General features: G+C 57.5%; 9 protein-coding genes. 4 read left to right on the top strand and 5 right to left on the bottom strand.

Going from position 1 to position 13,330, the window contains the following annotated elements:
• Positions 1-8 precede the first annotated feature (8 nt).
• Complete coding sequence (locus ACR0IM_RS10140; RefSeq protein WP_480594835.1) at positions 9-815, bottom strand: ABC transporter ATP-binding protein; 807 nt, start codon at positions 813-815, stop codon at positions 9-11.
• A gap of 1 nt (position 816) precedes the next feature.
• Complete coding sequence (locus ACR0IM_RS10135) at positions 817-1,929, bottom strand: MlaE family lipid ABC transporter permease subunit (protein WP_480681783.1); 1,113 nt, start codon at positions 1,927-1,929, stop codon at positions 817-819.
• A 275-nt stretch (positions 1,930-2,204) separates the two neighbouring features.
• Between ACR0IM_RS10135 and ACR0IM_RS10130 the strand changes: the two genes are divergently transcribed.
• The 4 genes from ACR0IM_RS10130 (at position 2,205) to ACR0IM_RS10115 (ending at position 8,481) form a co-directional block, all read left to right on the top strand.
• Positions 2,205-3,737, top strand: a complete 1,533-nt coding sequence (locus ACR0IM_RS10130) for a sulfatase-like hydrolase/transferase (protein ID WP_480681782.1) — start codon at positions 2,205-2,207, stop codon at positions 3,735-3,737.
• Between the two features lie 75 nt (positions 3,738-3,812).
• Entirely contained in the window at positions 3,813-5,708 is a 1,896-nt protein-coding gene (locus tag ACR0IM_RS10125; protein ID WP_480594841.1) for a PAS-domain containing protein, read from the top strand.
• The gene (locus tag ACR0IM_RS10120) at positions 5,708-6,409 is read left to right on the top strand and encodes a response regulator transcription factor (RefSeq protein ID WP_480594843.1); all 702 of its coding nucleotides are present in this window, start codon (positions 5,708-5,710) and stop codon (positions 6,407-6,409) included. Before ACR0IM_RS10125 ends, ACR0IM_RS10120 begins: the two co-directional genes overlap by 1 nt.
• Before the next feature lie 284 nt (positions 6,410-6,693).
• Positions 6,694-8,481, top strand: a complete 1,788-nt coding sequence (locus tag ACR0IM_RS10115) for an ABC transporter ATP-binding protein (RefSeq protein ID WP_480681781.1) — start codon at positions 6,694-6,696, stop codon at positions 8,479-8,481.
• A 61-nt stretch (positions 8,482-8,542) separates the two neighbouring features.
• Here the strand turns inward: ACR0IM_RS10115 and ACR0IM_RS10110 are convergent, their stop codons facing one another.
• The 3 genes from ACR0IM_RS10110 to ACR0IM_RS10100 are packed head-to-tail and all read right to left on the bottom strand — an operon-like array spanning position 8,543 to position 13,225.
• A complete protein-coding gene (locus ACR0IM_RS10110; RefSeq protein ID WP_480681779.1) occupies positions 8,543-9,853 on the bottom strand; it encodes an HlyD family type I secretion periplasmic adaptor subunit in 1,311 nt (436 codons plus the stop codon).
• Positions 9,837-11,984, bottom strand: coding sequence for a type I secretion system permease/ATPase (locus tag ACR0IM_RS10105; protein ID WP_480681778.1), 2,148 nt, complete (start codon positions 11,982-11,984; stop codon positions 9,837-9,839). Before ACR0IM_RS10105 ends, ACR0IM_RS10110 begins: the two co-directional genes overlap by 17 nt.
• On the bottom strand, positions 11,981-13,225 hold the full coding sequence (locus tag ACR0IM_RS10100; protein ID WP_480681777.1) for a TolC family protein: 1,245 nt from the start codon (positions 13,223-13,225) through the stop codon (positions 11,981-11,983). Before ACR0IM_RS10100 ends, ACR0IM_RS10105 begins: the two co-directional genes overlap by 4 nt.
• Positions 13,226-13,330: the final 105 nt, after the last annotated feature.

Raw genomic sequence — 13,330 nt, 5'->3', positions numbered from 1 at the left:
TACCTGTCCTACCCCTTCTCTTGCGCCGCGCGCGCCCGGGGGCCGGTGAAGTATTCCTGCACCCAAGGATGATCGACTTTGGTCATATCTTCAATCGGTCCTTCAACCAGAACGCGTTTTTCCGCAAGAACCGCGATGCGGTCACAAATCGCGTAAAGGCTGTCCAGATCATGAGTGACCATGAAAACGGTTAATCCCAGGGCGTGCTGCAATTCACCGATCAACTCGTCATAGGCCGCAGCCCCAATCGGGTCCAACCCGGCAGTGGGTTCGTCCAGAAAAACGATCTCGGGGTCCAGCGCCAAAGCGCGGGCCAGGGCTGCGCGTTTGCGCATACCGCCGGAAAGTTCCGAAGGAAATTTGCCACAGCTCAGTTGGGGCAGGCCAACAAGGCTGATCTTCAGGCTGCCCAAGGCCTGCATTAGCTTTTCGCTGATCCCGGTATGCTCGCGCAGCGGCGCCATGACGTTCTGCAAAACGGTCAGCGAGGAAAACAGCGCGCCGTCCTGAAAGGCAACACCCCAGCGTTTTTCAATGCGTCGACGCTCCTCTTCGGGGCCGTTCAGCACATCGACGCCCAGCACCTCGATACTGCCGGCAGCAGGTTTGTTCAGCCCGACAATCGTCCGCAGCAGCACCGATTTACCAGTGCCCGATCCGCCGACGATACCCAGCACCTCGCCGCGCCAGACATCCAGGTTGAGGTTCTGATGCACCACCTGCGGCCCGAACCGATTGGTCAGGTTGCGGACGCGGATCACCGCCTCACGCTGGGCGTTGGTGTCCGAGGTCTGTTCCAGCACGGTCCCGTCCATGTCAGACGTCCAGCACCGAGAAAAAGATCGAGAACAGTGCGTCTAACGCGATGACCAAGAAGATGGCTTGAACCACCGAGGCGGTTGTTCTCTGGCCGACGCTCTGGGCCGATCCCTTGACCTGCATCGCCTGCCAGCAGGCGATAACGCCGATTACCAGCGCAAAGAACGGGGCCTTGATCATGCCGATGGCAAAGTGCCAGATACCTGTGCTTTCCTTCAAACGGGTCACGAACATGCCGGGGCTGATGTCAAGATCGATCCAGCTCATCAAGCCGCCACCCAAAAGGGCAGCCATATCGGCAATAAAACCAAGGATCGGCAGCATGATCAGCAGGGCAACGACCCGCGGGATCACCAGCACTTCGATCGGGTCCAGACCCAGCGTGCGCATGGCGTCGATCTCTTCCTGCACCTTCATCGAGCCGATCGATGCGGTGAAGGCCGACCCGGACCGGCCCGCAACGATGATGGCCGTCAGCAGAATGCCCAGTTCACGCAGCACCGAGATCGAGATCAGTTCGACAACAAAAATCTCGGCCCCGAATTGTTTCAGCTGGGTGGCGCCCTGAAATGCCAGCACGACGCCGATCAGAAACCCCATCAGGGCCACAATCGGGATCGCCTTGAACCCGACTTCTTCCATCTGCGACACCAGCGCCGCCCGACGCAGCCGCCATGGCATGAAAATGGTGCGGACAAGGCGATGCAGCGTCAGTCCCAGGAAACCAAGCATCGAGAGCGTGTCTTTCCATGCACCGACCGTGCGCTCACCAATGCTTGCGACCCAATCAACAAAACTACCGTGTTCGGCCTCGATACCCGGATCGTCGGGTATGTTTTTTGCTACGGTATCAAGTAGCGCGGAATGCGCGGGGCTTAGCCCTTCATACTTGACCTCGGCCCCAACGGTGCGCACCCGGTGCGCCAGGTCGGCAATCAGCCAAGCCCCACCTGTATCAAGAGCCTCGACCATGGACAGGTCAAAGGTGACCTTGCCAACCTGCGGCCTAATCGCCGCGAACGCCTTTTCCACCTTTTCCAGAGATTGGGTCAGCATTTCGCCCGAAATACGCAAGCAGACGCCGTCGGCGTCGTGATCCGAATGTATCATGGGTTGCGTCATGGCGATATGTGATGTGAAACCGCGTTGTCCTGCAACGGATTTTTGCGCCTCACCGGGATTTGTCGCCGCACAATAGCAGTAGTGTGACAGTTTCGGATCGACCGGGCCTCGGCGCGATTGATCGCATATATCAAGCCTGCTTTTCGTTTAAGTTGAGTTTTTTATGCCTGATCAAAACCCCGCATCAGGAAGTGGTTGCCCGAACGGGGGAACCGCGACAAAGATCACACCTGAAATGCTTCGGTGGAATCAGGTTAGGTCACATGCACAAACCCGGAAAAGTCCTGTTCATCATCATTGACCAGTTGCGGGCAGATTGTTTGAACGGAACCCTTGCGGCCCATGTCGATCTGCCGAACCTGCGCGCGTTCATGAATGAGGCCGTAACCTTTGACCGGCACTTTTCGGTGACCAACCCCTGCGGCCCGTCGCGCGCCTCGATCCTGACCGGTCAATACGCAATGAACCACAGGTCAATTCGCAACGGCACTCCCCTTCGGCACGATACGCCAAGCATCGCGAGCGAGATGCGTAAGGCCGGATACCTGCCCATGCTGTTCGGCTATACTGATACCTCTGCCGATCCGCGAGCCTTCGATCCGGGCGACCCGATCCTGAAGTCCTATGAAAACCCTATGGCAGGATTTCACGAAGTCATCGAAATGCGGTTGGAGGAGTCCTATCCCTGGCAGTCGTACCTGATGCAGAAGGGGTACGAGTTCGAGAAATACTGGGATGTCTACAAGCCGGTTTCTCCAAACGGTGGTGCGCCGCGCCTGAACGATCCTGCCCTATATCGGGCCGAAGACAGCGACACAGCCTTTCTGACCGATGCGTTCCTGAGCAACATGGCGCCGTTCAAGGATCAGAACTGGTTCGCTCATCTGACCTATATCCGGCCACACCCGCCTCTGGTCGCGCCGTCCCCATACAATGATATGTACGATCCAGGGTCTTTGCCCCTGCCGACCGGGTTTGCAAATGTGGCCGACGAAAGCGCGATGCATCCTTTCTTTGGTCCCGCGATAGAGAAGCAATCAGCGAAAGACTTCGTCGAAGGGTTTGATACCCTGGACCCGACGCCCGAAAACGCGCGGATGTTGCGCTCGGTCTATCTGGGGCTGGCGACCGAGGTGGATTATCATGTCGGCCGTGTCATCCAATTCCTTAAGGATACCGGTCAATATGACGACACCCTTGTCGTGATCACTGCCGACCACGGAGAGATGCTGGGCGATCGCCACACCTGGGGCAAGATGACGGTTTATGACGCGGCCTATCACACGCCGCTATTCATCCGGATGCCTGGCAATCAGGATCAGGCGGGAACCGTGGTGACCGCGCCGACAGAGTCCATCGACATTACTCCTACGATACTCGACTGGGCGGGACTGCCGATTCCGAACGCGATGGATGGGCGGTCCCTGATGCCTTTACTGCAAGGAGAGGTCCCGGAGGATTGGCGCAGCTATTCGTTTAGCGAACTGGATTTCTCGGCCCCCGAAAAACTGAGCTTGTGGCAACAGCAGCTGGGTACCAGTAACAGCGACTCGTGTCTGGGCATCTTGCGGGACGAGCGGTTTACGCTGGTCGAGTTCGCCGCGGATTTGCCGCCGCTCCTGTTCGATCATCAGGGCAAAGGCGAAATGGAGAACGTTGCGAAAAACCCCGACTATGCCACGGACCTGGCGCGCCTGGGTCGGATGATGCTGCGGCATCGGATGCGTAACATGGATCACACGCTGTCCCTATGTTCCCTGACCTCGGACGGGGCGAAGACCAAACCGCGATATTGACCCAATCTGTCGCGTCCGTCCCCCCTACACCTGTGACAAATCCAATGTTACGCATGTCTTGAGGGGAGGGCGAATTTGGACATTACCGAACAGCACGTAAAAGAGATGACGACCGCCGGTCTGAACCTGATCGGGCAGGCGCTGTCGATCTACGACAGCCAGTTGCGGCTGGTTGTCAGTAACCGACCGTTTCAGGTGATGTTCGATTTGCCGGATGAACTGGTCCGACCCGGGGCGCAGTTCCGGGACACGATCCGCTATCTGGCAGCGCGTGGCGAATACGGCACGGATGCAGACGTCGAAGCCGCCGTGGAATTGCGGGTCCAACAGGCGCTGACCTTTGAGCCGCACTACATGGAACGTGTTCGGGCCGACGGGCGGGTGATTTCGGTCGAAGGAGCGCCGCTGCCCAAAGGCGGTTGGGTTTCGGTCTACACCGATATCACCAACACCAAACAAGCCGAGGCCCTGTTGCGGGCCCGGTCCGAGGAATTGTCGGGCCAGTTGCTGGACAGGGCCGAAGAGCTTTCTGCGACTAACCGAAAACTCGCCGCCACCAACGCCGCGCTGGAAGAGGCCAAGCGCCAGCTGACCGAGATCGAAGCCCGCACGCGCATGACCACCGAGATGATGCCGGCCCATATTGCCCATCTGGACCCGGATGGGCGGTATGACTATTCGAACCGGCGTCTCAGCTCGGTTATGCCGGGCCGCCCGTCTGAAATTCTGGGTATGCATATTTCCAATGCATTGGGCGCTGTGGCCTTCCTGCGTGTAGAACCGCATCTGCAAAAGGCCTATGGCGGCGAAGCCTCGGTGTTCGAATTTACCGAAGATCAGGATTCCCGCCGCATCCGCGTGTCGTTTTCTCCGGATGGCGAGGGCGGAGTCTATGTGATGTCGGTCGATATCACTGAGGAAACCCAGGCGCGTGTTGCCTTGCAGCAGACCCGGCGCCGGGCCATGGCGGCGCAGATGACCAGCGGGTTGGCGCATGATTTTTCAAACCTGCTGACGATCATTCTGGGAATGCAGTCGAGGCTGGAAAAGATGGACCTTTCCGCCGAGGCACATGAGTTGGTGTCCGCCACCCAGCAAACCGCCCGCCGCGGTGGTCAGTTGCTGAACAGGATTGCGGACATGACCGGTAACCGCACCTTTCAGCCAAAAGCAACCGATATGCGTGGCCTGCTGGAGGACCTGCGTGTTCTGGCCTCGCCCTCCCTGCCACGCGGTGTCGGGTTGTCGGTGGTCAACACCCTGCCCGACGAGGCGCTGATGCTGGACCCGGGGATGGTACAGGACGCGCTGCTGAACTTGGTTCTGAACGCACGCGACGCTTGCGGAGGGTTCGGTCAGATAACCATCAGTGCTCATAAGATCGGCGACATTTGGATCGAGATCGCGGTATCGGATACCGGCTCGGGTTTTTCCCAAGAAGGATTGGAAAAAGCGCTGAATCCGTTCTTTACCACCAAAGGCAGCAAGGGATCGGGCTTGGGTCTGCCCATGGTTTATGACACCGTGAAACTTGCCGGTGGCGACCTGAACCTCCGCAATACTCCTTCGGGCGCAACAGTGGCCATGCGTTTGCCCTATCGTCCGGCGCCGCCGATACAGGAAGGTTTAGTGCTGCTGGTCGAAGACAATGACGATCTGCGCTGGCAATTCCGGGATATGCTGGTCGAACTTGGGTTCTCGGTGATCGAGGCAACATCTGTTGACGAAGCGCTGGCGCTGACGGCGGATATTGACGATATCGTGTTTGTGTTGTCGGATATTCGGCTGGAAGGGCAGGGGACCGGTCTGGATTTGTTGGCACAGCTTAAACCCGCTTTGCCGTGCATTCTGATGACTTCATTGCCCCATTCCGACCCGCTGCACCGGCAGGCCCTGACACTGGCACCCGTGCTGAGCAAGCCCTTTACCCGAGCGCAACTGTCCGCCCTGATCCGAACCGAGGCTGCCTGATGACACAACCACTGGTCACGATTGTAGATGACGAGCCCGAAATCCGGCGCGTTCTGACTGACGCGCTGGAAGAGGCGGGTTTCCGCACTCAGAGCTTCGCCCGCGCGCGAGAATTCGAAGCTGCGCTGAAACGCGTGACGCCGGACGTTTGCCTTGTCGATCTTTCTTTGCCTGACACCGACGGCCTGGCGCTTGTTCACCGGCTGGCGCTGGAACAAGGGGCGGCGGTGATCATTATCTCGGGTCGGGCGCAGGTGCAGGATCGCGTTACCGGGCTGGAACTTGGGGCTGATGATTACATCACCAAACCGTTTGATCCTGCCGAGGTCGTCGCCCGTATCCGGGCAAGGCTACGTTCCCCGAGAACGCAGGTGTCGCAGTCGGATGTGGCGATTTTCAATGGCTGGACCGCGTATTTTGATCGTTACGTTCTTGAGGATGGTAGCGGAACAGAAATACCGTTTAGCCACGCGGAAGGCGAGGTTTTGCGGCTGTTTCTGGAAAGCCCCAAACGGCTGATTAGCCGGGCTCAGATGCAGGAAGCTCTGGGCGGTGCTGCAGGTGAGAGTTTCGACCGGGCCATGGATGTGCGTATATCCCGGCTTCGGACAAAACTGGGCGAAGACCCTAAAAATCCGCGCCTAATCAAGACGATCTATGGGGCAGGATATATTTTTCTAGGGGATGTCGAGTGGCAATAAAACGCCGATCAGGGTTTGGACGGAAGGTCGCCATTGTTGTCACAATAATGAAATAGGCAAGCAATTACATACTGTTATACGCGAACTGAACCAACAAGGGTTGCACCTGATGTCAACCGGGACACATCGACCTCAATATCTGCGCGCTGCCTATGGATTCTTGGCGCGGTCGCGCATAACTAACAACACCGCGTTCAATCGTCGCCTCAACGGCGCAGCTTGGGAACAAGGTAAGACCGCGACGCTGGCAGGTATCGGAACCGCTGAAGGTTTTGGAGAATAGAATGATCAAAAGAACCTGGGCCAATTGGAAGTCTAGTAATATTGGCCGCTTGCTGTTCGAAAGTCTCCGAAATCAGGGCTGGCTGTACGGGATCGCGATGGTGGCCATGGTTGGGGTCGCCGGAACAACGGCGGGTACCGCGTGGATGATGGAAAACATTGTCAACGCGATGACCGAGCCTGAAATGCGATCCAAGGTCGCACTGATCGCCGCCGCCGTTATTGGACTGTTTCTTGGCAAGGCGCTAGCTTCGTACATTCAGTCGATCTTTCTGGCGCGCGCAGGCAACCGCATTATTGCTGTTCAGCAAGAACGTCTCTACGCAAAGCTGATAAAACGCGGTGTCGGCTTTTTCTCACGTAATGAATCCTCGGGGCTGTTGCTGCGGGTTACGCAGGGTGCGCAGGCGGCCAGAAGGCTGGTAGACGTCGTCGTGACAAGCTTTGTTCGTGACTTGCTGACCCTGGTTGGTTTGGTATTCGTCATGATCTACCAGCAGCCAATGCTTTCAGTGCTGTTTTTCGTCGTCGGCCCGGTTGCGTTGGTCAGCGTGCGCATGTTGTTGAAACGTGTGAAAGCGATCATGCAATCCGAGATGATGGCATTGTCTGAAATCATCAGGGTTCTTCAGGAAACGTCGGGCGGGATCACAATCATCAAGGTTTTTGGCCTTGAAAACCATATGACGAACCGCATGAACGGGGCGATCAGGTCGGTAGAGGAACGGGCGAATTCGATTTCCAAGCTGCAGTCGATCGCCAGCCCCTTGATGGAGTTTCTGGCGGGTCTTGCGATCGCGGGTATTCTGGTAATAAGCACAATCGGCTTCGGAGACAGCGAGCCAACCTCGGCCGGTCAGTTGATGTCATTTATTACGGCTTTGCTGATGGCTTACGAGCCGGCAAAACGCCTGTCGAAGATGCGCGTAGTCATCGAGACCACGCTGGTTCCGATCAGCATGATGTTCGAACTTCTGGACGAAGAAGACCCCATGCGGGAAAGCCCCGATGCCAAAACCCTGGTTGCGGGGCCGGGTGAAATCCGTCTTAAGGACCTTACTTTCGGATATAAGAGGGGCACGCCGGTCATTTCGAATATGAACCTGACCTTTGAAGCCGGTAAGACAACGGCTCTGGTCGGCCAGTCCGGCGGTGGAAAATCGACGATCTTCGGTTTGATCATGCGGTTTTACGACCCCGATTCCGGGACTGTCGAGATTGATGATCAGGACTTGCAGGGCGTGACTTTTGCCTCACTACGTCAGAAGATATCTTATGTCGGCCAGGAAACTTTTTTGTTCTCGGCCTCGGTTTTGGATAATCTGAGGTTTGCGCGCCCGGATGCCACCAATGAAGAAGTGATGGAGGCAGCACGTGCTGCCCATGCGCATGACTTCATCAGCAAGTTGGAATATGGCTACGATACGCCGGTCGGAGAGAATGGTGCGTTTTTGTCCGGGGGACAAAAACAGCGGCTCGCCATCGCCCGCGCAATTCTGCGCAAATCGGAAATCCTGTTGCTGGACGAAGCCACCAGTGCCCTCGATGCGGAATCCGAGACGCTTGTAAAAAAGGCTTTGGACAGGCTGACCGAGAATGTAACGACCATTGTTATCGCCCACCGGCTGTCGACCGTGCTCGAGGCGGACAAAATCGTCGTCATTCAGGAGGGCGAAGTCCTTGAAGAAGGCAATCTTGAAACCCTGATCGAGAAGGACGGGGTGTTCCGTCAGTTGTTCGACCACCAGTTCAAACAACCGGTGTCCGAAAGGGTAACCTCTCCGCAATAGCGTTTGGGCGTCAGAGCGACCCGGTCGGCAGATGCAAGGCCTGTACCGATTGTAGAGGTACCTATTCTCGCAAAGCTCTGTCCTTGATTTTGACTACGGGCTGCAGCAGGTATTCGAATACCGTTTTGCGGCCCGAAAGGATATCGACTTCGGAAATCATACCGGGGATGATTTCGACGGCGACACCATCGGCATCCAGCATCGCATTGCTGGTTTCAATCTCCACGACGAAAACCTCCTCGTCATTTCGCTCGGGCCGGGTGATTGTGTCGGCACCGATACGAGTAATCTGGCCGTCCAGCGCACCATATCGGGCAAAATCATAGGCGGTGATCTTGACCTTGACAGACTGTCCGGCATGCAGGAATGCAATGTCTTCCGGTCGAACGTATGCTTCGACTAGCAGTGTGTCATTCAAGGGTACGATTTCAACAAGTTCCTCACCGCCGCGGGCCAACCCCCCAATTGTGCTGCGATGTACCCGGTTGACGATGCCACGCACCGGAGACCGCACCTGCGCCCTGTCGGCCCGATCCCGAAGTGCGGGCAAAACCGGCTGCAATGCCGCAAGTTCGGTGGTTGCCATCGCCAGATCGGTTAACGCGGCGCTGCGAAATCGGCTGCGGGTCGCGCGGATGCGGTCGTCTATCTCGTCCAAACCAGTCTTTAGCCTGTTGGTCACGGCAACAGCCCGGGTTTTCCGGCCTTCCCACTCGGCCATACCGCGGCGTAGCGTCAAAAGCGTTGTTGCGGGCTCCATCCGTTTTTCCACCAGAGGTTCCATCATCGCGCGCTCTTCCGCTAAAAGCCTGAGCGTTTCGTCGGCGGTGATCCGATCCACAAGGCCTTCTTCGTATTCCTGCTGCCTTTGTTGGCGTTGACGATCCAAGATGGAGATCTCTGCCTGAAGCTCGGTTTGCCGTCCCTTATACAATGCGGTCTCCGATCGCACGACTTCGGGCGCGCCTTTGATCAGGTCAGGTGAAAAACTCAGAGCACTACCGTCGATTTCCGCCTGCAATCGTTGCGTTCGCGCCATTAGGCCGAAGGCGCGCTGTTGTTCCTGACTGAATTGGCTGTCGATTTGAGTTGTGTCGAACTCCATCAACAACGTGCCCTTGTCGACCACCTGTCCTTCGCGAACTTTCAAAGACTGCAGAACTCCGGGTTCCGTGGCTTCGATCACCTGAATGTCAGCTGAGGGAACAATCCGCCCGTCCACACGGGTCACGTCATCCAACTCAGTCAGATGCGCCCAAAGGCCTAGTGCGATCAGGCACGAGGAGATCACTAGTAAAAGCAGGGATCCACGTATCGGTGAACGCCCGCGCATCTCGCGCGCGAGGGTGGCGAGGTCAGGATGTCGCGACATTCAGATGCCTCCCTGCCTTGCGGGCGTGTTGAGTGAGCATACTCTTGGGTCCGTCGGCGGCCACGCGTCCGCCTTCGATCACGATGACACGGTCCACCAATTCCAACAGGCTGGTGCGATGTGTGATGATGACCATCGTGGTGTCCTGCGTTGACTGCTTCAGACGACGGATCACCTCAGCTTCGGTTTTGACGTCCATCGCACTGGTCGGTTCATCCAACAGAAGAATCGGGGGCCGTCCAATCAAGGCCCTGGCAAGCGCAATGGCCTGTCTTTGTCCACCAGATAGACCTTCGCCGCGCTCGGCCAGTTTCAGATCGTAACCGTTGGGATGACGGGCGACAAAATCTTCAACTCCGGCTACCTTGCCTGCGCGGATCAGGTCCTGATCGCGCGGTCTGACAGTGCCGCTCCTTATGTTTTCGCGTACGGTCCCGGAAAACAGCCAGATGTCCTGCAATACGGACCCGACATTGCGACGCAGATCACCCGGATCAATTTGGCGAATATCCACGCCATCCAGCATCACCGATCCGGTTCGCGGCTCATATAGCCCAAGCAGCAGGCGCGAGATTGTGCTTTTTCCGGAACCAATCGGACCCAAAATCGCAACCTTTTCACCAGGCTCGATCGAGATTGACACCCCCGCCAATGTGTCCTCGGTGTGATCCGGATAGGCGAAGTGGACATTCTTGAATCTGATGCGCCCGTCGAAGCTGTTTCGGCTGATCCAGCTGTGCCCACGAGGTCTTTCGCTTTCGGCCTGCATCAGTGCGTTAAGGTTGCGATACGCGCTGCGGGCCTGGTTGACACGGGTCAGGGTCTGGGCAAGCTGTCCCAGAGGCGCCAGGGCACGCCCGGTCAACATCACTGAAGCAACCAGAGCCCCCATGCTTGCCTGACCATCCGTAATCAAAAACACGCCGTAGAAAACGATCAGAACCTGTGCCGCCTGCTGGGTGAACCCGGTCAGGTTCAGGGCGAACTGCGTCACCATACGGCTGCGTGCACCATGCGAGGATTGGCGTTCAATTGCGCTTTCCCAGCGGGTTCGCATTGGCCTGGCAGCTGCCGTGGTCTTGATCGTCTCAAGCCCCGAGACGGTTTCCACCAAAACAGATTGCTTGGACTGGCCATCGGAAAAGCTCTTCTCGGCCAGACGCGACAATACCGGCTGCACGGCCACCCCGGCCAGTAATACGATCGGAACCGCAAGGGCAGGGATCAGGGCCAGCGGCCCGCCGACCAGATGGATGACAAACACAAACAGCGCAATGAAAGGAAGGTCGACCAATGCAACCAGTGTTGCCGAGGTAAAGAACTCTCGCAGGGTTTCGAACTCGCGAACGGTGCTTGCCATGGCACCCGTAGATCCTGTGCGAGACTTCATGCGGATGTTCAGCACCTGGTCGAAAACGCGCCGCCCCATCTGCATGTCGGCCTTTTGTCCGGCGCGATCGATGAACCCGGCGCGCAACAGTTTCAAAAGAAAATCAAACCCCAGGGCAAGGGCGACACCCGCAGTTAGGGCTATCAGAGATTCTGTAGCTTCGTTTGGCAGTACGCGGTCATAGACGACCATAATGAAAATAGAGGTGGAAAGGCCCAGTAAATTCGCGAGCGCCGCGGCCAGGAGTACTTGCGTATAGGACCATTTGTTCGCCGCCATCGCCGACCAGAACCAATGATCGGATGCGGGAACCTCACAGCCCGGGACCTCGGCCCGATGGTTCCGACGAAACAGGATTGCGAATCCGGTATAAGTGCGGCTCAGTTTGTCCTGGGACACTTCGCCGATCCCGTCCCCGAGGTCTGGATCGAAAACCAGTAGATTACCGTCCCGTGTTCGACCGTGGAAAACAACGGCTTTGTCATCCTCCAGAATCAGCAGTGCAGGTGATAGGATTGTGTCAAAGTCCTGCAACCTGCGTTTGCCATACCCGGCTTGCAATCCAGCATTTTGCGCCACCTCAATGGCGTGGCGAAGGGTAAGTTCATCTGATGCGCCGGTTTGCACGGCGTGCAGGGCGGCCACTGTCAAGGGGCGGTCCAGTTGGGCTGCGACATGCAACAGACAAGCTTCGAGGGGAGTGAGTGAAGGCGTGCGTGAAATAGGCAGAAGCTGTGTCATAGGTCGTCGTCCCACTTCACCGTTGAGACACCCAGCAGATCGAGAATGTCACCGGTTAAACTCAGCGCAGCGTAGTTGGTCAGGAAAAAGTTCTGCTCGGCCAGGATCAACCTTTCCTGAGCGTTCACATAGTCTCTCTGTGCGTCAAGAATCTCAATCAGGCTGCGCCTGCCGATGGTGAACTGTTCGCGTGCCGCGGTAACACTTGCGGCGTTGGCTTGCACTGCAACGCGGGCTGCCTGCAGACGCACTGCGCCAGCTTGCTGGTCGGAGCGGACGAATTCCAACTCACGGCGAATGTCCCGGATAACCGAGTCCCGCGTGAACTCAGCCTCTTTGACCTGTGCTTCGGCCGCCGCGATTGCGGCCCGGCGTTGCCCCGTACTGTCGATTTCGTAGTTGAACGACAGATCCACGCCAAAATTCGCGTCGTCGCTGTCATCCCGATCGGCAAAAGCGGCGATTTCAACACCGGGCTGACGGCGCGCATGGGCGGCTGCCTGTTCTGCCTTTGCCGACAGCAGGGCTGCATCCGCCCGCCTGACCTGAGGGCTGTCCATCACGATCTGCGAGTCGGTTCGCGAAAGTTTAGGAGCCGTGACAGGTGACGGAAGTTCCCCGGGGGCTGAGCCAAAGTACTCACGATATTGGGCGTCTGCTCGGTCTAAACGCGCTTTGGCATCTGCCAGCCGCGTCTGTGCATCCGCCATCCGAGATCGTGCCGTCAGAACATCAGCATTTGATCCCGCGCCCTGCGCTGCGCGTTCCGTGATCTGACGCACCATATCTTCATGAACTGCGACATTTTGGGTCGAAATATCCAGAATTTTTCGCCGGTCCAGAACCACGACATAGGCCTCGATCGCCGACAGCGCCACCGCTGATGCCGTTTGCACCTGATCTCCACGGCTTTGCAACACGCGCGCCTTTGCTGCTGCCAGATCATTCGACGCAGCGCCACCGTCGTACACCAATTGCGAGATGCGCAGATACGGTGTGACATCGGCAATATTGGACTCTATGCGTTCAGAACGGGCGTTTACGCCAACGTTGAGCCGGGGCAGAAACGCTCCCTTGGCGGCATCTTCGTTGGCTGCGGCAATCTCCAGCCGTGTCGCACTTTGTGCCAGATCAGGGTTTGTTTCCACGGCGGCTCTGATCCGCTGGCCAAAGGCGCTCCGCGTCAGCCGGGGTGCAGGTGTGTTTGCACCGGCCCCGACGGATCCGCTGGAGAGGGACATCTCAACCCCTGTCAAGTCGGGCTTAGGCGTACAGGCCGATAACACTGCGGCGAAGAGGATATAAGGTGCAATTCCGAGACTGCGATTGAGTATTGGCATAGGTGT

Source organism: Ruegeria sp. BF6, assembly GCF_056538665.1.
The sequence above is the reverse complement of the archived record's forward strand: the minus strand, read 5'-3'. Positions and strand labels throughout refer to the sequence as shown.